Source organism: Flavobacterium psychroterrae (assembly GCF_018380615.1).
Lineage (GTDB): Bacteria > Bacteroidota > Bacteroidia > Flavobacteriales > Flavobacteriaceae > Flavobacterium > Flavobacterium psychroterrae.
Window position 1 is genome coordinate 101,593 of the sequence record NZ_JAGYVZ010000013.1, and the last position, 22,198, is coordinate 123,790.

The following is a 22,198-nucleotide window of genomic DNA, read 5'->3' on the forward strand; positions in this document are numbered from 1 at the left end:
TTATAATCTGTGGCTATTTTTTTAGAATAAATCTTAAAACAAATAAAAATGTATCTCAATAATTCGAACATAAAGCTTCCTGATGATCCAGATACTATTGTTTGGAAATACTTAGACTTGTCTAAATTCCTGGACTTATTATTATCCAAGAAATTATTCATGTCCCGTTCTGATAAATTTGAAGACCAGTACGAAGGGACTTTCAGCGAACCTACTTTTGAAGAGATTAAAAAACTGGCGATTGATAATCCTGACTTTTTAAATTATTATAAAACGCACCGCGAACAAGTTGCTATAAGCAGCTGGCACATTAATGAATATGAGTCATTTGCTATGTGGCAGATTTTTACTCAAAACAGCGAAGGATTAGCGATTCAGTCGACTATAGGCAGATTGCAAAAGGCATTGAATCCCGAGAATAATTTTGATCAGTATATTGGAGAAGTCAATTATATCGATTACAAAAAAGAATATATTCCGTTTGATGATTTGTTCTTTCCGTTTTTGTTTAAACGAAAGAGTTTTCAATACGAGCGCGAAGTCCGCATTATTACTGATACTTCAAAAAGTATTTCAAAATTGAATGATGGTTTAAAAATCAATGTTGATCTCAAACAATTAATCGAAAAGATTTACATTCATCCAAAATCAGAAAACTGGTACAAAAAACTGGTTATTGAATTGGTTGATCGCTTGGGATTTGGATTTGAAATTGAGAAGTCAGATTTGGAAAGTGATATTTTGATTTAGATCGTGGTCATTTTTAACCGTTATTTCTAAACTGGACTGAAGTCCAGCTCTACAATATTGATTGAGCCTAGCGGCTCTTTTTTAATCAAATTAAAAAACAAAAAACCATTTGAAAATTAATTTTCAAATGGTTTTTTGTTTGATCAAGGTCAAAATTTTAAATCTAAAATTTATATAAGAAAGTGAAATATTAATTTAGATTATTTTTGTTTTAGCTTGTTCAAATATTTTTCTCGTAGATAAAGATTTTCGTCTTCTATTATTGTTTGATTATTCTTCCTGATATAATAAAAAACTGAATCAGATTTGTTTTTCTTCACAACAGAATCTCCTATCTGAATTTTATCATACAGCGAATTACTAACAACCCATCTTATTCCTGTGTTTAAAAATAAACAATGAGGAAAACGATATCCATCACCTCCTTCAACCTTTTTTTCATAAACAATACCGGAAAAACTATATTCATTAGCTTCTTTATACTCCCGTTCAATATAGCCTATTGAATTAGTCTGAAAGTATCCTCCAATTAATGATAAAAACAATATTGGCATAAAAATGTACCATAACACACTTTTAACTTTGTTTTCTTGATCTTTCAGTTCTGCTTCAGAATACATTATGAAATCTCTTTAGTCAGAAATCAAATAGGTTTATAACTTTTAACTTCCCATTTTTTAGCAGTTAAATCGACATAGTTATAATGTAAAACATCATTTTTATCGAATTGTCCGTTTTGGTTCGTGTCTTCGATTGTTCTAAAATACAGACGGCTTTTAGATTCTACTAAACTCCAATCGATTAGTTCCTGAAAATCTTCTGATATTTTAGTGAAATTTTCACCGCTAATATTACTTAGATATAATGTTTTAATATCTCCTGAGTCAATTTTACCATCTTTATTAGTATCAGAATCAGCCAGAGTATATACCATAATTTGGTTTTGAGTTTTATCAGCAACTGCTTTTAAATAAGTCGCAGTTAAAATCAAAGCAGGTTTATCCGTTAAAGGTCGGATAGAATCTGAATCTACTTTTTGAAATTTCAGGTTTTGTAAATATCCTGTAATTTCATATTCTCCTAAATTCGAAATTGTAAAACTCACATCATTCACACTCGATGATCCGTAACGGGATTTTGTTCCTCGTTCGAAAACGCGCAAATCTCCAACAGGATGAATTAAATAATCCGTTCCCTGCATTTGAATTGGCAAATCAGCTACTTCAATCTGTGTCGAATCGGTTTTTGAAACAACATTTGTTTTGCTTGCAGCATCATAAATTACTTTTGGTTTCTGAGCGTCATCTTTACAACTCACTAATGTTCCGATGATTGCTAAGGTTATATATTTTAAGGAATTTTTCATGTATGCTAAATTATATTAGGATATCAAATATAGTATTTTTGATTGTATTATCTAGTTTTATTGAATTTTACTAGGGCAAAGATATTCAGAAATACGATGCCAAGATAACCCAGAAAAATAAACCAATACTTTTTATACAGCGCCAAAACATATTGAAACTGCTTTTCTTTCTCTTCTTTTAAGAAAAATTTTTTATTGGCTTCCCAATACCCACATTTAACAGGAACGATTTTTCGTAAATTCTTATCATATTTTGGCTTTGGTACCATTACAACAAAAAAATCATTATTATATTGTTCGAAATTTGACATTTCTTCAATTGCAAAAATATCCAGAAGCCTAATATAAACTTCATACTTCATTTTATTACCTAAATGAATCCGAACTCCATTTATCGTATCATTTTCACGATTTAATTTCTTTAAAGCAACCTGAAGATTCCCTAAATCTTTACGCAATGCAACCTCAGAACTATTGAAACTAAAAACCTGATAATTTCTTTTAAAAGACAACAAATTTGGCTTAGTAAGAGATTCTGCGCGAAACGAGATATTAATACAGCTTTCTTCTTTAAAAGCATCTGTCTTATACCAGAAAATCAAACATAAAACAGGTATAAAAACCAACGAAATCAATCCCGGCACATAAAAAATTTTCTTTCGTCTTTCACGTTTTTCTATCATAACCTCGCATTCAGCTTCACATTAAAAACTCTTGAAGTCATATAATTTGGGATTGCATATTGATTTTTAGAATACACATCGCGAACCCAAGTGTTGGTAATTGCGTTTTGATTGTTGAAAAGATTAAAAATCTCTAATCCTACAGATAATTCCTTGAAGTTTTTCAACCATTTTGCCTTTGCCACTTTGGTACTGTTATCTACAAAAACTTTGGCAAAACCCACATCTGCCCTGCGATAATCATTTAAACGGCTTTGATATAAATAAGGATCTGAATATGAAGGAGATCCGCCAGGCAAACCAGTATTATAAACTAAATTAAGATATAATTTCACACTTGGAATACTTGGCATATAATCCTGAAACAACATTGCAAATTTCAAACGTTGATCTGTTGGTCTGGCAATATATCCTTTATCTGCATAATTTTCTTCGGTTTTTAAATAACCAAAACTAATCCACGATTCAGTTCCTGGAACAAATTCTCCGTTTAATCTAAAATCAAGACCTTGAGCATATGCGGTTGCATTATTATTGGCGATATAACGAATTCTGACATTATCGATAGAATACACATTTACATCCGAAAGTGATTTATAATACACTTCTGTAACCCATTTGAAAGGACGATTCCACATTTTAAAATTATAATCGTTACTCAAAACAATGTGTACCGATTCCTGTGCTTTTACGTTCGGATTTACAACACCATCCAAATCACGAAGTTCCCTGTAAAAAGGCGGCTGATAATATAATCCTCCCGAAAGCCTGAAAACCATATCCATATCCCAATCCGGTTTTATGGCAAATTGAGCACGGGGACTAACAACAATTTGATTTTTACCTTCAACAGCTGCTCCGGAAACATTCCAGCTTTGGAAACGAGCACCAATATTATACCATATTTGATTCGATCCTAATTCTGCTTTTTTATTGTATTGTGCATAACCGGAAAATCGGTTAATATTATTAAAGTTTGTAGCGCGAACATCCTGATACGGCAAAAGTGGTCCGGTATAAGGTTCATAAGGCTGATTGTTTTTTGGCAAAACAACAATTGGCGGATTTATAGAAAACCCAGCCGAATCAATCATTTCCCACTCTACAATTCTGTCACGAATAGATTCTCTGGTGTATTTTAAGCCAAATTCTAATTGGCTGTCATTTTTCCATTCTTTAAATCCTTTAATCTCGGCATTTGCAATCAAAGCATCTAAATCATTTCGGGCGTGGTTAAGTTGTGAACCAATTCCGCGGGTAAAATCAACATCGGTAGATCCATCTTCGCCCACATTTCCTAAACGATATTGTGCTAAAATATCAAAATGCTCCTCCTCTATGGTATGAAATAATGAACCTATAAATTTCAACGTCAAACTTGGAGAAACTTTATAAGTGGTTTTAAAAGCGCCAAAATAAGTATCATATTGATCGCGTTCTTTACCTTCATAATATACAGCAAGCGACATGGGTTGATCTATGGTTCCAAATTTTGTTTCGCGCGTTAAAGGCTGATATAAATATTTATTTTGAGAAATATTTCCTAAAAAACTAATTTGCCATTTATCCGAAATATCATAATTAACATTCGTCTGGATATCTGCAAAAGTGGGCGTATAATTGGTTTGTGTATCCTGACTATTAACCAGCAAACTATTATCACGATAACGGACACCGGTTACTGCCGACCATTTTTTATTTTTCGAAACGGCATCAACAGAAATACTTCCGCCCAATAAACTTGCCTCTAAAGAAGCGCCAAACTCAGTTGGTTTTCTATACGTAATATCTAATACCGAGGATAATTTATCGCCAAATTTAGCCTGAAATCCACCCGCCGAAAAGTCAACATTCTGAACTAAATCTGTATTTGTAAAACTCAAACCTTCTTGTTGTCCTGAACGAATTAAAAAAGGCCGATACACTTCGACTTCATTTACATAAACTAAATTTTCATCATAATTTCCGCCACGAACTGCATATTGTGTACTTAATTCATTGTTTGAATTTACTCCCGGCAATGTCTTTAGAATATTTTCGATTCCGGCATTTGCGCCTGGAATTTTTTTAATTGTAGCAGCATCAACAGTTGTAATTCCCTGAACTCGTTTTTTATTTTTAGAAGAAACAAAAACTTCTCCCATTTGTTCCTCTGAATTATTCATTACAGGATTAAAAACAAAAACTTCATTTGGCTTTAAACTCACCGTCAAGCTCATCATTTTTAAAGAAATGTGAGTAAAAATCAGAACTATTTTTTTATTTGAAGGAACATCGATTTCAAAAAAACCGTTTGCGTCTGATTGTTTTGTATTACCTGAAGAAGTAATATTAACATCGGCAACCGGACGATTTTGATTGTCTAAAATAATACCTTTAACATGAGCATTTTGAGCAAATGAAATACTGGTAATGCAGAAAAAAAGAAATACGAATAATTGCTTATTTGGGTTCAAATGTTTTGGTTTTATTTTTGTTGGCTTCTAAAAAAATGAGTTTCAAAGATAGCAGAATTACCCACATTATCAATCACTTCTATTTTTAAATCATTGGCACCTTCGGCAACAATTGTATCATCAAAAGTGTGTGTGATTTTTTTGGTTTTATTTTCATATTCAAACAAAATCCATTTTCCGTTTAAGTAACCGTTATAGGATTTAATTCCTGATGAACTGTCGCTAATAGTGAACTGTATTTTTTTAACATCACTAATCCATTTGCCTTCAATAGGTTTAGCGATAGTAATTTTTGGCGCAATCGTATCCAGAACTAATCCATATTGTCCCAATATTTTTGCTTTTGCTGTAAAAACGTCGCCTTTTCTTACTGTACCATTATGGCTGGCGCTGTTTCCGCTAAATTTTCCAATGAAAAGTTTATCTCTTAAATTTTCGGGATAAGAATCATCTTTTATTGTAATTGTAAAATTTGAATGAACGGGAACGGTATCATCATGAATGTAAATGCGATTATTTTTTACGTCAAAATTCAAATTAAAATCATCGTAAAAAGTTCCTGCAGGAAAAAATACTGACATATTCTCTTTTTCAAAAATCGCGTCTTTATTGATTTTTATAAAATATTTAGAAACTACAGGTTCGGCTGAAACAATTGGCGTTGCCGAATCATATTCAATAGGAATCGTAACTGAATTTAAATTCCCGAAGTAATCCGAAACTTCAATTCTGTAGGTTGAAGCTAAATTCGGCTCGACCGAAATAATTCCACGAAGCGAATCCGTTTTAATAATACTCAGGGCAAAAGGCGTTTTCATGAACAGTTTTTGAACGCGCTGACCTGATTTTTTATATTTATAATAATCAATAAATGCATTTATATAGCGCATTTCATCAAATGAGTAGGTATTGAACTGATAATTGTAATTTTGATTTCCGTTAAAAAATGTAGATACATTAAAAACGCCATTTTTATTAAATGAAACATCATCAAAGTCAACAGCAGAAATTCCGAAACCAATTTTCCCGTTCGCCTTTACTTTGCTTGCTAAATAAGTTCCGTCTTTTTGAAGCACAAGATTCAGCAATAATGGCTGTTTGGACTGATTGACGGTCGAATTGTCTAACGGATAAACATAAACGCTTGAAATTGTGGGCTTTTTAGTGTCTTTTATATTTTTATCAAAACCAAAGAATATCGGATTAATCACAAATTCTGTTTTAGAATCACGGATTTCAAAATGCAAATGCGGTCCTTCTGATGAACCTGTATTGCCTGAAAGCCCTATTATTTGTCCTTTTATAACTGGTAATTCATTAGGTTTAAGGAACATTTCAATTTCATAAGCCTGCTCTTTATAATGCGTTTTTGTAACATAATTCTGGATTTCACCTACAGGCGTTTGCAAATGTCCATAAACCGAAGTGTACCCATTTGGATGCGTAATATAAATACATTTACCGTTTCCGTAAGTTGAAATTTTGATTCTGGAAACATATCCATCGCCAATTGCATACACATTTAAACCTTCTCTTTGATTTGTTTTTAAATCGAAACCGGCATGAAAATGATTGGGTCTAAGTTCCCCAAAATTCCCCGACAATTGCATAGGAATATCAAGCGGCGGACTAAAATCTCCCTTTGGATATTGAGTCTGAGCAAATATAAAGGAACAAAAAAACACGGAAAGTACAGTCATTTTCATAAGCAACATTTTTGCTAAGATAAAAAAATAAGAGGCGAAAACCGAGTATAAAGCTACAAAAATACAATTGATTGAATTTCATATAATTGGTTATTTTTAATGTAAAAAAATCGATAAAAAATTGCATTAATAAAAAGGAATACTAACTTTGTATGATTAAGTAATGAATAGGATTTACAATGAGTGTAATTGCAGAAATAATTGATACTCTTGAATATAAAGTCGAAAAGCTTTTTGAGAAATCAAAAGGTTTGGAGAAGAACAATCAGGTTTTACGATTAGAATTAGCCAAAGCTGCGCAAATTATCCAGAAACAATCTGAAGAAATGGAGGCTTTGAAAAAGCAATATGACACACTTAAGATAGCCAATTCGTTGCTTGGCAGCGACAATAACAAGAGAGAGACAAAGCTTAAAATAAATTCATTAATTCGCGAAATTGATTACTGTATAGCACAACTATCAGATTAGAAAACATGGACGGAAAGCTTAGAATTAAGATATCAGTTGCAGACCGAGTTTACCCGTTAACGGTTGAACCTGTTCAGGAAGAAGGACTTAGAAGTGCTTCTAAAAAAATTGATGCTATGATTAAGCAATTCGAAGAAAGTTACGCGGTTCGTGATAAACAAGATGTTCTGGCTATGTGTGCTTTGCAATTTGCATCACAAGTAGAACAAAAACAAATTGATAACGCAATCGATGGCGAAGAAACCATTGAAAGAATTAAAAGATTAAATTCGCTATTAGATCAATATCTCGAAAATTAAACGTTCTTTACAGAAACTAAGATACTGCCTACATTAGTTCACAATTGGTAAACTCAACACTAACAAATTAAAGTGAGTGAATCTTCGCTACTATAGTATGCCATGCTTTTGCACGGAAACTTGAACAGCGAGTTAGCTCAAAACTTGTCTTTACGAGTTTATTCAAGCAATTAATGTAGGCTTTTTTTTATATATAAATTTTAACAAACATGGACATCATAACGATCATTATTTCAGGTATTGTAGGGATTGCAGCAGGTTTTGCAATCGCTAAAATTATCGAAAAAAGCAATATTTCTAACTTAATCAAAAATGCAAAAAAAGAAGCCTCTTCCATATTAAAAGATGCCAATTTAGAAGCTGAAAACATTAAAAAAGATAAAATCCTTCAGGCAAAAGAAAAATTCATAGAATTAAAATCTGAACACGAACAAGTAATTTTATCCCGAGATAAAAAAGTAGCCGAAGTAGAAAAAAGAGTACGTGATAAGGAATCTCAAATTTCAAATGAGCTTTCAAAAGCCAAGAAAGTTAACGACGATTTTGAAGCTAAAACATTAGAATACAACAACAAAATTGAGGTTTTAGACAAAAAACAAGCTGAAGTTGATAAGTTACACAAAAGTCAATTACAACAACTTGAAGCGATTTCAGGACTTTCTGCCGAAGAAGCAAAAGAACAATTAGTAGAAGGCTTAAAAGCCGAGGCTAAAAGCAAAGCAATGTCTCACATTCAGGATACAATTGAAGAGGCAAAACTTACTGCACAGCAAGAAGCCAAGAAAATCATCATTAATACAATCCAAAGAGTTGGAACTGAAGAAGCAGTTGAAAATTGCGTATCTGTTTTCAACATCGAATCTGATGATGTTAAAGGTAGAATTATTGGTCGTGAAGGTCGTAACATTAGAGCGCTTGAAGCTGCAACGGGAGTTGAAATCATTGTTGATGATACACCGGAAGCTATTATCCTTTCTTGTTTTGATCCTGTTCGTAGAGAAATTGCTCGTTTGGCATTGCACAAATTGGTAACTGACGGACGTATTCACCCAGCAAGAATCGAGGAAGTTGTTGCTAAAACAGCGAAACAAATCGACGACGAAATTATTGAAGTTGGTAAACGTACTGTTATCGACTTAGGAATTCACGGTTTACACCCTGAATTGATTAAAGTTGTAGGTAGAATGAAATACCGTTCATCTTACGGACAAAACTTATTACAACACTCCAGAGAGGTTTCTAAACTTTGTGGTATCATGGCGGCCGAATTAGGCTTGAATGTAAAACTGGCTAAAAGAGCAGGTTTACTTCACGATATTGGTAAAGTTCCGGATACTGAAAGTGATTTACCTCACGCATTATTAGGAATGCAATGGGCGGAGAAATATGGTGAAAAAGAAGAAGTTTGTAATGCAATTGGAGCTCACCACGACGAGATTGAAATGAAATCATTACTTTCTCCAATCGTTCAGGTTTGTGACGCCATTTCAGGTGCAAGACCAGGAGCAAGACGTCAGGTTTTAGATTCATACATTCAACGTTTAAAAGATCTTGAAGAAGTTGCTTACGGATTTAGCGGTGTAAAAAATGCATACGCAATCCAGGCTGGTAGAGAACTTCGTGTGATTGTAGAAAGCGAAAAAGTTTCTGATGATAATGCAGCAAACTTATCTTTTGAAATTTCACAAAAAATCCAAACCGAAATGACTTATCCAGGTCAGGTAAAAGTTACTGTAATTAGAGAAACAAGAGCAGTGAATATTGCGAAGTAATTCTCCAAACAATATAAAAAAGAGAGGCTGTCCCAAAAGGACAGCCTCTCTTTTTTTAACGCAATCTTGTCGTTCTGAGAAACGAAGAATCTCCATGAGTAACTCTACAAAGTTTGAGTTCGCCTCTGTATGGAGCAACTTGTGAAATTCTTCCTTCCTCAGAATTACTAGATTGAACTAAAAAATGTGTTTTAAAAATACTCACAATTTAAATCACTTTAAACATCATTAAAGATAATTTTAAAGCTTGTTCCTACTCCAACTTCACTTTCTACAGAAATACTGCCTTTCATGGCTTCAATTTGATTTCTGGTAATATAAAGACCAATTCCTCGAGCTTCCTGATGTTTATGAAATGTTTTATACATCCCGAATAATAACTCACCGTAAACATTGAGATCAATTCCTAATCCATTATCTGTAATTTTTAATGATTTATAACCTTCCGGCTCAATGCCAAAATCAAAAATTATAACGGGATCTCTGTCCGGATGTGCATATTTTATCGCATTTGTTGCAAAGTTCAACAAAACACTTTCCATGTAAGCAGGATTAAAGTTAACCGTTAGATATTTAGGAACGTTATTTATTATCGAAACATTTTTTTGTTTATCAAATCCTTTAATCGTTGAGATTGTTTTATCGATATAATCACAAAGCTTTAGTGGTATAACAGCAATATTAATATTACTTTGTGTTTTTACAATCTGAGTTAGATTTGCAATTGTATCATTTAAATCATTCGAAACTGTTCGCAAATGTTCCAGCATTTCGTTCACCGTTTGTCTTTCGACATCAGCGTCAATGAAGTCTAAAATCGATTTTATATTTCCTGCCTGAGTATTTAAATTATGAGAAACGATATGCGAAAAATTAACCAGTCGGCTATTTTGATCACTGTAAAGTTTCATCGTTTTTAAAAGCTCCAACTCTTTTTCCTTTTGCGAAGAAACATCTGTATGCGTTCCAATTACACGTAATGGCTTACCGTTTTCATCTCTTTTAATTACTTTTCCGCGGTCTAAAATCCATTTGTAATTACCACTCGAAGTCATTACGCGATGATAATTTTCGTAGTACGGAATCTTATTATCAAAATGTTCCTGAATATCTGAGTAGTATTTTGTGAGATCATCAGGATGAACAATTTTATCCCAACGCTCCGGATCATCAAAAATATCACAGGATTCTACTTCTAAAATTTTTAGCGAGAGGGAGGAATAAAAAACATTATTAGTGACCATATCCCAATCCCAGATTCCGGCTGTCGAGGCATCAAGGGCAAACTGAAAGCGTTCTTCGGATATTCGAAGTTTTTCTTCCTTGTCTTTTAATTCTGTAATATCAGAAACATGTCCATAAAAGCTAACACAACCCTCTAAAGATAATTCGGTTTTAGAAGAAACTTTAAACCATCGCAATCCTTTTTTAGGCAAAATCGCCCTAAATTCAGCATGCCAGGGTTTTACTTCTCTTCGCGCTTTAACCAAAGATTGAAAAAACAGATCACGATCCTGAGGATGAATTCTATTAAAAATAATTAATTTGGCGTCATTAGAGAACACTTCAGCTGTAAGTTCAAAAATTTCGTGGGCAGATTTACTAACAAGGGGAAAAGAATAATTATTATCACAATCAATAACAAATTGAAAAAGCAAATCAGGCATTTCTGCCAATAACTTTTTATAAAAATTATTTACATCTAAGCAATCCTCATTTCCATATAAATCAAAAACCATACATCACTTATTTGTAGATTCAATTATTTAAGATAATCTCAACAAAAGATCTAATTCCTACTTTTTAATTTCTCTATTAACACAAAATATCACACAATATATTGATTTTTACATTAAAAATGAGCGTTTTACGTAGAATATTATTTTCGTGGATGATACGAATGCATTACTTCCTTTAAGAAACTCCTGTCTAAATGCACATAAATTTCGGTAGTTGTAATCGATTCATGACCTAACATTAATTGAATAGATCTTAAATCGGCACCATTTTCAAGTAAATGGGTTGCAAAAGAATGTCGTAAAGTATGCGGACTGATATTTTTATTCAACCCTACTTTTACTGCCAAGTCTTTAATAATCGTAAAAATCATTGCGCGCGTGAGCTGATTCCCTCTTCGGTTTAAAAACAAAGTATCTTCACAACCTTTTTTTATATTGAGATTTACGCGAACTTCTTTTTGGTAAATCTGCATGTATTTTTGAGTCAGTTTCCCAATAGGGACAAAACGTTCTTTATTTCCTTTTCCGGTAATTTTTATAAATCCTTCATCAAAAAATAAATCTGAAATTTTTAGCGAAACCAATTCCGAAACCCGAAGTCCGCAACCATAAAGTGTTTCTAACATTGCCCGATTTCTCTCGCCTTCATTAGAACTCAAATCGATAGCAGCAATAAGCGAATCAATTTCCTTAACGGATAAAGTATCCGGTAATTTCCGACCTGTTTTTGGTGTTTCGATTAATTCTAAAGGATTATCATTTCTATAATCTTCAAAAATTAAGTAACCAAAAAAGCTTTTTAATCCCGATATGATTCTTGCTTGCGAACGGGGATTTACTTCTTTGGCAACTGCATAAATAAATTGCTGTAAAGTTTCATCTGTAATTTTTAAAGGTGAAACTTCGATTTGATTGGTTTCTAAAAAAAGACATAAACGCTCAATATCAAAACCATAGTTTTCGATTGTATTTTTAGACAACCCTCTTTCGATTCTTAAATACGACTGATAATCTTTTATATACCTATTCCAATTCATACTACAAAGTAAAACATTTTTAGGCATAAAAAAACCTTCCGGATTAAGGAAGGCTTTATAATATATTCGGAAAAAATAATTAGAATTTATACCCTAAAGATAACGAGAAAACTCCATTATGTACTTTGTCACTTTCTTCAGCCTCAGTTTTGATAATATTAGATAATCCTAGGTTATATCTCGCCCCAACAGAAATATTTTTTGTAAAATCATATACAGCACCCAAGTTTAAGCCAAAATCAATTGTTTTATAAAAATCTTTAATGCTAATGTCTGTATTCAAACCATTAACTTTTGTTTTACCATTTGCACTAACTAAAAATCCAATCTGCGGTCCTGCCTCTATAGCTAACTTTTCAATTGCATAATATTTAAACATTATTGGCACATTAATGTAACCTAAATTATACATAAGTTTGGTTTTATAATATTGATAATTATTTCCATCATAAAAGTTACCTGCATATTTTAATTTTGCGCCTTGTTGTGAATATAATATTTCTGGTTGAATTGAAAAATTTTTCAATAATTTAATCTCTACAAAAACACCAACATTGAATCCAACCCTTGATTTGAAACCATTAACGTCTCCCAAGAAATTGGAAATATTTCCACCACCTTTTAATCCAAATTTCGTTTCTTGTGCGTTTGCAAATCCAAATACTATAATGGCAATCATACATAAAATAACTTTTTTCATTTTCATACTTAATTCATTGATGTGTAAAAGTAGTCTTTTTCTTTCAATATAAAAATGAAATAATAAAAAACCTTCCGGATTAAGGAAGGTTTTATAATATATTCGGAAAAAATAATTAGAATTTATATCCAACAGATAACGAAAATACTCCATTATGTACTTTGTCACTATCTTCAGCCTCAGTTTTGATAATATTAGATAATCCTAAGTTATATCTCGCCCCAACAGAAATATTTTCTGTTAAATAATATCCAGCACCAAAGTTTAAGCCAAAATCGGTCGATTTAAACATATCTTTTACATCCATTTCATTCGTTCGACTAAAACCATCTAATTTCGTTTTAGTTTTAGCAGAAGTCAAAAATCCAATTTGAGGACCTAATTCAACTGAAAACTTTTCTGTTGCGTAGTATCTAAACATAACTGGTACATTAATATATCCCAAATTAAAGTTGACATCACCTGTATAAAAGTTTCCATCAACTTCTGCCCCTACATTCTTAAATTTTGCTCCTTGAGTAGAATATAGAAGTTCTGGTTGTAAAGCAAATTTTTCCGATAATTTTATTTCTACAAAACCCCCTATATTAAATCCAACTCTAGATGCCAAATCTATACCGTCTGTATCTCCAGAAAAGTTTGAGACATTCAAGCCTCCTTTAATACCAAATTTTACATCTTGTGCACTAGCAAATGTAAATGCCATAACTGCAATTGCAGATAAAAGAACTTTTTTCATCTTTACTTTATTATTATTATTATTATCATTTTACAAAATATTAAAAAGCAATAAAAAATTATATAAATGCTTTTTTAACAAAAAAAACCTTCCTGATTAAAGGAAGGTTTATTAGTATGAAATATCTAATTAGATTAGAATTTATATCCAACAGATAAAGAGAAAACGCTGTTATTCATTTTGAAATCTTCACCATCTTCTGTTTTAGCAATATTTGATAAACCAAGATTGTAACGTAGACCTACAGAAAGATTTTCAGTAAAATCATATCCTGCACCAAAGTTTACTCCAAAATCAATTGATTCGTAATTATCTTTAACGTCTTGTTTACCAGAATCAGACATTCCATTATCAGAAAATTCATATTTGTCTTTTGCACTTAACAAAAATCCAATTTGTGGACCTGCCTCAACACTAAATTTTTCCGCTACATAATATTTAGCCATAACTGGAATATTTAAATAGCTTAAAAGTATTTTGTCTTCATAACTATACCCTAAACCTGATTCTTCACTTTTTGCACCTTGAGTTGAGAATAAGATCTCAGGTTGAATTGCAAATTTATCAGTTAGTTTGATTTCAGCAAAACCACCAACTTGAAAACCTACTAAAGATTTAGCATCTTCAGCATCTCCACCAAATGTAGAAAGGTTTGCACCAGCTTTAACTCCAAATCTTGTTTCTTGAGCGCTAACACTCATAAATGCCATAACTGCAACTGCAGATAAAAGAACTTTTTTCATTGTTATTTGTTTTTGGTTAAATTAATCCGGAGCAAATAAAAATATACTTCCCAAAAAATTATTTGTATTTTAACATTCTTTGTAGTAACTAGGCGCAAAATCTTATTAAAAAGACTTTTTTAGGGAATAAAAAAACCTTCCTGATTAGGGAAGGTTTTTACAATATCTAGAATTACTGTTTAGAATTTGTACGCCGCAGTTAATGCTAAAACGTTATTTGTATATCTATTATCATAATAATATCCATCAAAACGATCGTTGTAATCGTAAACATTAGACAAACCAATAGTATAACGAATACCAACAGAGAAATTATCTGTGAAATTATATCCTGCTCCTAAATTAAAGGCAACATCAACTGATTTTTCATCTTCAATATTTTTACTGGAAACTAACAATCCAAGTTGTGGTCCGGCTTCAACACTAAATTGTTTCGTAATATAGTATTTAGCTAATACAGGAACATTGATATAGTTTAAATTTACCGTATAATCACGCTCACCATTATATCCATCAAATTTAGCTCCCTGAGCAGAAAACAAAAGTTCTGGCTGAATGAATAATTTTTTCCAAACATTGATTTCTGCAAAACCACCTAATTGAAAACCTACTAATGCATTAGACTCATCAGCACCACCAATAGTAGCAATATTAAGACCTCCTTTTACTCCAAATCGAGTTTTTTGGGCATTTGCAAACCCGAATGCCATTATTGCAATAGCACATAAAATAATCTTCTTCATTTTATTTGTTTATGGTTAAAATTAATGGCGCAAATATAAAACTATAGAAAGGGAAAAAAGTAATTTTTTTAACAAAAATTTTTATAATCGAATACAATTATGTTAAAATAAAATTATTGTTAATTAATGCTAATAAAAAAAGCCTCCCATGTTTGGAAGGCTTGTTTTTTATAAAATTGTGTATTTTAGAATTTATATGCTAAAGATAATGCAAGGTTGCTGTTTTTAGCACTGTCATAGTACTCCTCTTCGTTATCAACATCTGAATTTTCAGCAATTGGTGATATACCAATTGTGTAACGAAGATTAATTGAAAGATTTTCAGTAAAGTAGAATCCAGCTCCTACATTAAATCCAAAATCTACAGATTTAAATCCATCTTTAACATCTTCACCTTCAGATTTTGCAGATAATAAAACACCAAGTTGAGGACCTGCTTCAACACTAAATTTTGGAACAATATAGTATTTAGCTAAAACAGGAATATTCAAATAATTTAATTTGACATCAATGTCTCCAAATAGCGGTCCAGTTTCAAATGTACTTCCTTGTGCAGAATATAAAAGTTCTGGTTGGATAGCAAACTTGTCAGTTATTTTGATTTCAGCAAAACCTCCAACGTGAAAGCCTACCAAAGATTTACTATCTTCAACATCTCCTCCTACGATATTAGAAAGGTTTAATCCTCCTTTTACTCCAAATCTAGTTGATTGTGCATTTGTAAATCCAAATGCCATTACTGCAATTGCAGATAAAATTATTTTTTTCATTTTTATAAGTTTTGATTAAATTTAATAATCAAATATAAAAATATACTTCCCAAAAAAGAACTTGTATTTTAACAAATAAAGTGGTAACTAGAGACTTAATCCTACTAAAAACAAACTTATGCATTTTTATTTGTTACATCTTAAACAAGCATAAAAGAAAAAACCTTCCTGATAATAGAAAGGTTTTAATAATTATTACTTTATAAAAGTGTTAGAAATGCAATGCAAAACCAATGTTGAATTGTAAAACATCTTTACCATAATCTTCGTTTAAAGTTATGTTATAACGAAGTCCAGGCTCAACAGAAACATTTTTTCCAATGAACCATGCGTAACCTCCCTGAATTCCTAAGTAAGATGGATTTTCATCTGCATCTTTAATACTTGCTCCGGTATATGAAAGCTCAACAGGAATTTTATTGATTACATAATACTTTGCTCCTACTTTATAAGAAAAAATAGAACTTGCATAATCCTGACCATTATCACCGTAACCTAATCCGGCTTTTACAGCTAAATTATCCATTACAAAATATCCGCCTTCAGCGCCAATATTCCATGAAGTTGTTCCATCCTCAGATCTTAATGCAAAACCTGTGTTTCCTGTTCCGGTTGCTCCAAAAGAAGTATTTCCTTCAATAAGGTACTTTCCTTTTTTAGTTTGCTCTTGTGCATTAGCAAAACTAACTGTCATTACTGCAATCGCAGCTAAAATAATTTTTTTCATAGTTCGTTTTTTGTTTGTTATTATCTTATAAAACTAATCTTATACTTGTTAAATAATGTCCGCTATAAGCCAACGAAGTATTAAAATAAGACAGAATTTAATTACAAACAATTATCTGGATTTCAGCACATTAAAACTAAAATCATAAAATTACGCTCTAAAAAATCACAAATAGATGTTAATTTTATAAATTATTTAATCCGATTAATAAAACAATAAAATCAAAATAATGTAGTTTTGACTAATAGATACATTTAAAAATACCAAATTTTAAAAAAACACTTTTATGAAAAAAATAATTTTAGCAGCTGTTTTGTTCATTGCAACATCAGCTACAATACAAGCACAATTAGTACAATTTGGAGTTAAGGCAGGGGTTAACTTTGCTAGCCAGCCTGGAGATGCATCATTAGACGGTGTGGCATTTGATAAAGATGGAATTACTAGCTATCATGTGGGTGTGGTTGCAGAAATAAAATTATTAGAAAAATTCGCTATTCAACCAGAGCTTTTATATTCTACTCAAGGAGCAACTTACAAATTTGCTGATGCTCAGGAAGATTTTAAAAATGAATTAGCTTATTTATCTATTCCTGTAATGGCTAAAATCTACGTTACAAAATCATTAAGCTTAGAAGTTGGACCACAAGCTTCATTTTTAGTAAGCCAAAAAAACAAAGTAGATTTTGAAGATGCTAATACTTTTGATTTTGCTATTAACGCAGGTTTAGGATTAAAAATCACTAAAAGTATATTTGTACAAGGTCGCTATAGTTTAGGATTAACAGATGTTTCTTCTAATGCTAATGTTACAAATTCAGTAGTTCAGCTTTCTGCTGGATTCTTGTTCTAAAAAGAATATCACATACTTTTATAAAAACCGTTCTATTAATTAGAACGGTTTTTTTATTTTTACCAAGTTCAATGGCAATGTCAATTTCAATATCAATTTCAATGGCAATGTCAATTTCAATTTCAATGGCAATGCAAGAATCAATGGCAATGTCAATTACAAAATCAAAGCAATGTTATTGAAGAATTAATTTAGCTTAATTGAACTTATATTTCTTATATGGTTTAAAAAAATCTAAATGTTTTAACTCGAAAAATATACCTTTAAATATGAAAATCTGCATAATCAACGGACCCAATTTGAATCTATTAGGAAAAAGAGAACCTGAAGTTTACGGAAGTCAAACTTTTGAAGATTATTTTGAAACGTTGCAAACCAAATTTCCTAACATCGAACTTTCTTATTATCAAAGTAATATTGAAGGTGAATTAATTGGAAAAATTCAGGAAGTTGGTTTTTCTTTTGACGGAATTATTCTGAATGCCGGCGCTTATACGCATACTTCAATAGGTTTGGGCGATGCAATAAAGGCCGTTACAACTCCCGTTATCGAAGTTCATATCTCAAATACTTATGCGCGCGAAAGCTTTAGACATCAATCGTATTTGTCCGGAAATGCAAAAGGAGTTATTTTAGGTTTTGGATTAAAAAGCTACGAATTAGCTATTCAATCTTTTTTGTAAGCTTTGACTTCGTTCTGCCTGACAGCAATTTAACAAATTTTTAATAAGCTCATTTTTAACTTATTCTATTTTTGTTAGAGAAACCACTTTCATGAAAAACTGTATTTTATTTGCCTTTTTATTTTTTTCGATTTCCAATTTTGCCCAAATAAAGGGAACAATTTCAGACGAAAAAGGTAATCCTTTGCCATTCGTTTCTGTATTTGAAGAAAACACGTATAGCGGAACAACTTCTAACGAACAGGGAAAATACCAGCTTAACGTAAAAGAAGTTGGCAAAAACAAAATCACTTTTCAATATTTGGGATTTAAAACCCAAAAAATAGCTGTTTCTGCTGATTCAAAAACAATAACTCTTGATGTAAAAATGCTCGAAGAAAGCTTTACATTAAATGAAGTTGTAATCGATCCGAAAAACAATCCTGCCGATGCTATCATAAAAAGTGCAATTGCGAATAAAAAAGACAACTCTGATAAAACTGCGCGATTTACTGCTGATTTTTATTCGAAGGGAATGTTTAAAGTCAAAGATTTACCTAAAAAAATTCTTGGCAAAAAAGTAGATCTTGGTGATGACATGTCATCAAATCTGGATTCGACAGGAACAGGAATATTGTATTTATCTGAAACTATTTCCAAAATTACTTTTGAAAAAAAACCCAACAAATTAAAGGAGAAAATTATTGCTTCTAAAATCTCCGGAAACAATAAAGGATACAGTTATAATACTGCTTCTCTATCGACTTATGATTTTTATGATAACAGTTTAGATTTCGACATTAAACTCATCTCTCCTATTGCTGATAATGGTTTCAGTTATTATAAATACAAACTCGAAGGCACTTTTTATGACGATAATAATCAGCAAGTTTATAAAATTAAAGTAATCCCAAAACGTGATAAGGAACCCGTTTTTGAAGGTTATATTTATATTGTCGATGATAGTTTTGCAATTTACGCGATAGATTTAGACATAAAAGGATATCGCATGAAAAATGAATTTACCGAAGTAATGAACTTAAAACAAAGCTTTAGTTACAATGAAAAAAATAAAATCTGGACAAAAAATGCTCAAACTCTTGATTTTACTGCTGGAATCTTTGGAATAAAATTCTCCGGAAAATTTAATTACATATATTCAAACTATGAATTTCCGAGTTCTTTTGAAAAGAGAACTTTTGGAAATGAAGTTGTTGCTTTTGAACTTAATGCCAATAAAAAAGATGAGACTTTCTGGAATGAAATTCGTCCAATTCCGCTAACTCTTGAAGAAAGTACAGATTATACAAAGAAAGACAGTTTGCTAATTATTCGGAAATCTCAGAAATATACTGATTCAATAGATGCCAAAAACAACAAATTCAAATTTACGGACATCTTAATGGGTTATGATTACAAAAACACTTTCAAAAAATATTCATTCAATTATAAAGGATTATTAAATCTGACTTCATTGAGTTTTAATACTGTGCAGGGATTTAATTTAGATTCTGGTTTTTCGTTTAAAAAATGGAATGAAGACGAAGGAAAAAGCACTTCAATAAGTACCACTTTTAATTATGGTTTTTCAGATGAACGTTTTCGTGTTGTTGGCGAATTCAGTCATAAATTCAACAATATAAATTATGCCACTATTTCGGCTTCGGGAGGAAGTAAAACTGCACAATTTAATAGTGCGCAGCCTATCAGTAAATTGGTTAATTCAATAAGTTCTTTATTTTTTAAAGATAATTATATGAAGTTGTACAATCTTGAATTTGCCCAAATTAACTATTCGCAGAATGTTTTAAACGGTGTAAATTTGATTGGAAAAGTGGCTTATGAGCAACGAAAACCTCTTTTTAATACAACCGATTATTCTTTCTTCAAAAGGGATGATATATATTCCTCAAATAATCCGTTGGCACCAAATGATTTTACAACTCCGGCCTTTGATCCGCATCATTTATTTAAAGCGTCGCTAAATGCCCAAATCAACTTTGGAAATAAATACATTTCAAGACCTGACGGAAGGTATAATTTCAAAAATGATAAATATCCAACCGTCTTTTTAAGTTTTGAAAAAGCATTTGCCGCAAGCGAGAAAAAATATGAATTTGAACGAATTGGAGCATCTGTACAATATGATTTGTCGCTAGGAAATAAAGGAATTCTGGGAATGAATTTAAGAGCAGGAAAGTTTTTTAATGCCGAAAATATTTCGTTTATCGATTACAGACATTTTAACGGAAACCAAACTCATATTGGCACAAGTGATCGCTATTTGAACGTTTTTAATTTAATGCCGTATTACGCAAACAGTACAAATGACAGTTATTTTGAAATGCATTTAGAGCACAATGACAAGGGATTTTTAATGAATAAAATTCCGTTATTGAATCTCTTGAAATCGACTATGAATTTAGGATTTCATTCTCTGGCAATTCCGGACAGAAAACCTTACACTGAATTTACGGTTGGTTTAGACAATCTGGGATTCGGGAAATTTAAATTATTCAGATTGGATTATGTTCATTCGTATCAAGGCGGATTTCAACAAAATGGTGTTGTGTTTGGATTGAAGATTTTGAATGTTTTGAATTAGAGGAGAAAGATGCTAAGTTACTGAGGTTCTAAGTTGCTAAGTTTTCACAATCTTGTCATCTCATTCGACAAGATGTGCTTTTATTAAACAACTAGTTTCTGGTTCACATCATACCTACAATCTTGTCATCTAGATCACATGCGCTAAGAAGCACTGTTGACGAGCAGCTGGATGTGACTTCTCCTGCGTCGAAGTGACAAAAAAACCGCAAATTTCTTATTACCCAATATTGCGTTAGGGATAGAAGCGATATCCTTTTTATTTTTTCTTTAAAAATAAAAAGATATAGCGGATAGCCCGGGCCGTAGGTAACGCCCAGAAAATAAAAATCCGCTTACTCAAAAGAATAAGCGGATTTTGTTTTATCGTTCTTAAAGAAAACTTAGTACCTCAGCAACTTAGAATCTTAGAAACTTCCTCAATGATAATCATCCGGTTCAATATGAATTAGAACATTTCCTAATTGCGGGATTTTTTCTTTTAAAGTATCTTGTAGTTTGTGTGATAAATCATGCCCTTCTTTTACCGAAATTTTAGCCGATACAATAGCATGAAGATCAACATGATATTTCATTCCGGCTTTACGGATAAAGCATTTTTCGGTTCCCAGAATTCCATCCACTTTTAAAGATTTTACACGAATTTCTTCAACTAAATCATCATTCATGTTTTCGTCCATGATTTCGCCAAGTGCTGGTCTGAAAATTTTATAGCTGTTGTATAAGATAAAAAAAGCAGCAAAAAGCGCCGCCCAATCATCTGCAGATTCGTAACCTTTGCCCATAATTAGTGCAATCGAAATCCCTATAAACGCTGCTACAGATGTAATGGCATCACTGCGATGGTGCCAGGCATCAGCCGCAAGAGACGAACTATTGGTTTCTTTGCTTCGCTTCATTACCAAACGAAACGAATATTCTTTCCAGATAATAATTGCACCCAGGATATACAAAGTCCATGATTTTGGCAAACCGTGCGGTTCCTGAATATTTGCTATACTTTCATAACCAATAATTGTTGCCGAAGTGATTAAAAAGCCAACCACCAAAAAAGTAATTAAAGGCTCAGCGCGTCCGTGTCCGTAAGGATGATTTTCATCGGCTGGTTTATTAGAATATTTGATTCCGAATAACACCAAAAAGGACGAAAATATATCAGCAGTCGACTCAATCGCGTCTGCAATTAAGGCATACGAATTGCCAAAAAAACCTGCCAGCCCTTTTATAACGGCTAAGCAGGTATTCCCAACTATACTAAATATAGTAGCTTTTATAGCTGTTTGTTCATTTGTCATTTGCGCCTTTTAACAGATTTTAAATCAAGTTTTTAGATATAAAAACCATTAAGATATTAAGATTCATTAAGCTATTGTAATCTT

Annotated in this window: 21 protein-coding genes; 7 read left to right on the plus strand and 14 right to left on the minus strand. The window is 31.9% G+C overall.

Annotated features, from left to right (window positions below):
- Positions 1-48: 48 nt before the first annotated feature.
- The gene (locus KHA90_RS14755; RefSeq protein WP_213301775.1) at positions 49-750 is read left to right on the plus strand and encodes a DUF2971 domain-containing protein; all 702 of its coding nucleotides are present in this window, start codon (positions 49-51) and stop codon (positions 748-750) included.
- A 200-nt stretch (positions 751-950) separates the two neighbouring features.
- Here KHA90_RS14755 and KHA90_RS14760 read toward each other — a convergent pair whose 3' ends face one another.
- The 5 genes from KHA90_RS14760 to KHA90_RS14780 are packed head-to-tail and all read right to left on the minus strand — an operon-like array spanning position 951 to position 6,970.
- Complete coding sequence (locus KHA90_RS14760) at positions 951-1,370, minus strand: hypothetical protein (RefSeq protein ID WP_213301778.1); 420 nt, start codon at positions 1,368-1,370, stop codon at positions 951-953.
- A gap of 23 nt (positions 1,371-1,393) precedes the next feature.
- Complete coding sequence (locus tag KHA90_RS14765; RefSeq protein WP_213301781.1) at positions 1,394-2,116, minus strand: hypothetical protein; 723 nt, start codon at positions 2,114-2,116, stop codon at positions 1,394-1,396.
- Between the two features lie 47 nt (positions 2,117-2,163).
- The gene (locus tag KHA90_RS14770; protein WP_213301784.1) at positions 2,164-2,799 is read right to left on the minus strand and encodes a hypothetical protein; all 636 of its coding nucleotides are present in this window, start codon (positions 2,797-2,799) and stop codon (positions 2,164-2,166) included.
- Positions 2,796-5,255: a TonB-dependent receptor gene (locus tag KHA90_RS14775; RefSeq protein WP_213301787.1), complete on the minus strand. Its 2,460-nt coding sequence runs from the start codon at positions 5,253-5,255 to the stop codon at positions 2,796-2,798. The genes KHA90_RS14770 and KHA90_RS14775 overlap by 4 nt, the downstream gene beginning before the upstream one ends.
- A gap of 11 nt (positions 5,256-5,266) precedes the next feature.
- Positions 5,267-6,970: a M23 family metallopeptidase gene (locus KHA90_RS14780; protein WP_379785507.1), complete on the minus strand. Its 1,704-nt coding sequence runs from the start codon at positions 6,968-6,970 to the stop codon at positions 5,267-5,269.
- Positions 6,971-7,140: 170 nt separating this feature from the next.
- Between KHA90_RS14780 and KHA90_RS14785 the strand changes: the two genes are divergently transcribed.
- The 3 genes from KHA90_RS14785 (at position 7,141) to rny (ending at position 9,502) form a co-directional block, all read left to right on the plus strand.
- Positions 7,141-7,431, plus strand: coding sequence for a hypothetical protein (locus tag KHA90_RS14785; protein WP_055091878.1), 291 nt, complete (start codon positions 7,141-7,143; stop codon positions 7,429-7,431).
- 5 nt (positions 7,432-7,436) lie between these two features.
- A complete protein-coding gene (locus KHA90_RS14790) occupies positions 7,437-7,730 on the plus strand; it encodes a cell division protein ZapA (RefSeq protein ID WP_213301807.1) in 294 nt (97 codons plus the stop codon).
- A gap of 209 nt (positions 7,731-7,939) precedes the next feature.
- Positions 7,940-9,502 carry a ribonuclease Y gene (rny, locus tag KHA90_RS14795; protein ID WP_213301821.1) on the plus strand — a complete coding sequence of 521 codons (1,563 nt, stop codon included), beginning with the start codon at positions 7,940-7,942 and terminating at the stop codon, positions 9,500-9,502.
- Positions 9,503-9,720: 218 nt separating this feature from the next.
- Here rny and KHA90_RS14800 read toward each other — a convergent pair whose 3' ends face one another.
- From KHA90_RS14800 to KHA90_RS14835, 8 genes are all read right to left on the minus strand, one after another.
- The gene (locus tag KHA90_RS14800; protein ID WP_213301836.1) at positions 9,721-11,241 is read right to left on the minus strand and encodes a sensor histidine kinase; all 1,521 of its coding nucleotides are present in this window, start codon (positions 11,239-11,241) and stop codon (positions 9,721-9,723) included.
- 140 nt (positions 11,242-11,381) lie between these two features.
- Entirely contained in the window at positions 11,382-12,278 is an 897-nt protein-coding gene (gene xerD, locus KHA90_RS14805) for a site-specific tyrosine recombinase XerD (protein ID WP_213301840.1), read from the minus strand.
- 79 nt (positions 12,279-12,357) lie between these two features.
- Positions 12,358-12,978 carry a porin family protein gene (locus KHA90_RS14810; protein ID WP_213301843.1) on the minus strand — a complete coding sequence of 207 codons (621 nt, stop codon included), beginning with the start codon at positions 12,976-12,978 and terminating at the stop codon, positions 12,358-12,360.
- 115 nt (positions 12,979-13,093) lie between these two features.
- Positions 13,094-13,717, minus strand: a complete 624-nt coding sequence (locus KHA90_RS14815; protein WP_213301846.1) for a porin family protein — start codon at positions 13,715-13,717, stop codon at positions 13,094-13,096.
- 134 nt (positions 13,718-13,851) lie between these two features.
- On the minus strand, positions 13,852-14,460 hold the full coding sequence (locus tag KHA90_RS14820) for a porin family protein (RefSeq protein ID WP_213301849.1): 609 nt from the start codon (positions 14,458-14,460) through the stop codon (positions 13,852-13,854).
- Positions 14,461-14,639: 179 nt separating this feature from the next.
- Positions 14,640-15,203 (minus strand): porin family protein, encoded by a 564-nt coding sequence (locus KHA90_RS14825; protein WP_213301852.1) that lies wholly within the window; start codon positions 15,201-15,203, stop codon positions 14,640-14,642.
- Between the two features lie 185 nt (positions 15,204-15,388).
- On the minus strand, positions 15,389-15,973 hold the full coding sequence (locus KHA90_RS14830; RefSeq protein ID WP_213301856.1) for a porin family protein: 585 nt from the start codon (positions 15,971-15,973) through the stop codon (positions 15,389-15,391).
- A 211-nt stretch (positions 15,974-16,184) separates the two neighbouring features.
- Positions 16,185-16,700 carry a porin family protein gene (locus tag KHA90_RS14835; protein WP_213301859.1) on the minus strand — a complete coding sequence of 172 codons (516 nt, stop codon included), beginning with the start codon at positions 16,698-16,700 and terminating at the stop codon, positions 16,185-16,187.
- A 286-nt stretch (positions 16,701-16,986) separates the two neighbouring features.
- Here KHA90_RS14835 and KHA90_RS14840 point away from each other — a divergent pair, with 286 nt between their 5' ends.
- From KHA90_RS14840 to KHA90_RS14850, 3 genes are all read left to right on the plus strand, one after another.
- Positions 16,987-17,553: a porin family protein gene (locus KHA90_RS14840; RefSeq protein ID WP_213301862.1), complete on the plus strand. Its 567-nt coding sequence runs from the start codon at positions 16,987-16,989 to the stop codon at positions 17,551-17,553.
- Between the two features lie 269 nt (positions 17,554-17,822).
- Positions 17,823-18,236, plus strand: coding sequence for a type II 3-dehydroquinate dehydratase (gene aroQ, locus KHA90_RS14845; protein ID WP_213301865.1), 414 nt, complete (start codon positions 17,823-17,825; stop codon positions 18,234-18,236).
- Between the two features lie 91 nt (positions 18,237-18,327).
- Complete coding sequence (locus tag KHA90_RS14850) at positions 18,328-20,820, plus strand: DUF5686 and carboxypeptidase regulatory-like domain-containing protein (RefSeq protein ID WP_213301868.1); 2,493 nt, start codon at positions 18,328-18,330, stop codon at positions 20,818-20,820.
- Between the two features lie 418 nt (positions 20,821-21,238).
- Here the strand turns inward: KHA90_RS14850 and KHA90_RS14855 are convergent, their stop codons facing one another.
- Entirely contained in the window at positions 21,239-22,114 is an 876-nt protein-coding gene (locus KHA90_RS14855) for a cation diffusion facilitator family transporter (protein WP_213301871.1), read from the minus strand.
- Positions 22,115-22,198 lie beyond the last annotated feature (84 nt).

What these genes read in the sequence shown, in the direction of transcription:
- KHA90_RS14755 (WP_213301775.1), top strand. Translation starts at nt 49, where the DNA reads ATGTATCTCAATAATTCGAACATAAAGCTTCCTGATGATCCAGATACT.
- KHA90_RS14760 (WP_213301778.1), bottom strand. Translation starts at nt 1,370, where the DNA reads ATGTATTCTGAAGCAGAACTGAAAGATCAAGAAAACAAAGTTAAAAGT.
- KHA90_RS14765 (WP_213301781.1), bottom strand. Translation starts at nt 2,116, where the DNA reads ATGAAAAATTCCTTAAAATATATAACCTTAGCAATCATCGGAACATTA.
- KHA90_RS14770 (WP_213301784.1), bottom strand. Translation starts at nt 2,799, where the DNA reads ATGATAGAAAAACGTGAAAGACGAAAGAAAATTTTTTATGTGCCGGGA.
- KHA90_RS14780 (WP_379785507.1), bottom strand. Translation starts at nt 6,970, where the DNA reads ATGTTGCTTATGAAAATGACTGTACTTTCCGTGTTTTTTTGTTCCTTT.
- KHA90_RS14785 (WP_055091878.1), top strand. Translation starts at nt 7,141, where the DNA reads ATGAGTGTAATTGCAGAAATAATTGATACTCTTGAATATAAAGTCGAA.
- KHA90_RS14790 (WP_213301807.1), top strand. Translation starts at nt 7,437, where the DNA reads ATGGACGGAAAGCTTAGAATTAAGATATCAGTTGCAGACCGAGTTTAC.
- rny (WP_213301821.1), top strand. Translation starts at nt 7,940, where the DNA reads ATGGACATCATAACGATCATTATTTCAGGTATTGTAGGGATTGCAGCA.
- KHA90_RS14800 (WP_213301836.1), bottom strand. Translation starts at nt 11,241, where the DNA reads ATGGTTTTTGATTTATATGGAAATGAGGATTGCTTAGATGTAAATAAT.
- xerD (WP_213301840.1), bottom strand. Translation starts at nt 12,278, where the DNA reads ATGAATTGGAATAGGTATATAAAAGATTATCAGTCGTATTTAAGAATC.
- KHA90_RS14810 (WP_213301843.1), bottom strand. Translation starts at nt 12,978, where the DNA reads ATGAAAAAAGTTATTTTATGTATGATTGCCATTATAGTATTTGGATTT.
- KHA90_RS14815 (WP_213301846.1), bottom strand. Translation starts at nt 13,717, where the DNA reads ATGAAAAAAGTTCTTTTATCTGCAATTGCAGTTATGGCATTTACATTT.
- KHA90_RS14820 (WP_213301849.1), bottom strand. Translation starts at nt 14,460, where the DNA reads ATGAAAAAAGTTCTTTTATCTGCAGTTGCAGTTATGGCATTTATGAGT.
- KHA90_RS14825 (WP_213301852.1), bottom strand. Translation starts at nt 15,203, where the DNA reads ATGAAGAAGATTATTTTATGTGCTATTGCAATAATGGCATTCGGGTTT.
- KHA90_RS14830 (WP_213301856.1), bottom strand. Translation starts at nt 15,973, where the DNA reads ATGAAAAAAATAATTTTATCTGCAATTGCAGTAATGGCATTTGGATTT.
- KHA90_RS14835 (WP_213301859.1), bottom strand. Translation starts at nt 16,700, where the DNA reads ATGAAAAAAATTATTTTAGCTGCGATTGCAGTAATGACAGTTAGTTTT.
- KHA90_RS14840 (WP_213301862.1), top strand. Translation starts at nt 16,987, where the DNA reads ATGAAAAAAATAATTTTAGCAGCTGTTTTGTTCATTGCAACATCAGCT.
- aroQ (WP_213301865.1), top strand. Translation starts at nt 17,823, where the DNA reads ATGAAAATCTGCATAATCAACGGACCCAATTTGAATCTATTAGGAAAA.
- KHA90_RS14850 (WP_213301868.1), top strand. Translation starts at nt 18,328, where the DNA reads ATGAAAAACTGTATTTTATTTGCCTTTTTATTTTTTTCGATTTCCAAT.
- KHA90_RS14855 (WP_213301871.1), bottom strand. Translation starts at nt 22,114, where the DNA reads ATGACAAATGAACAAACAGCTATAAAAGCTACTATATTTAGTATAGTT.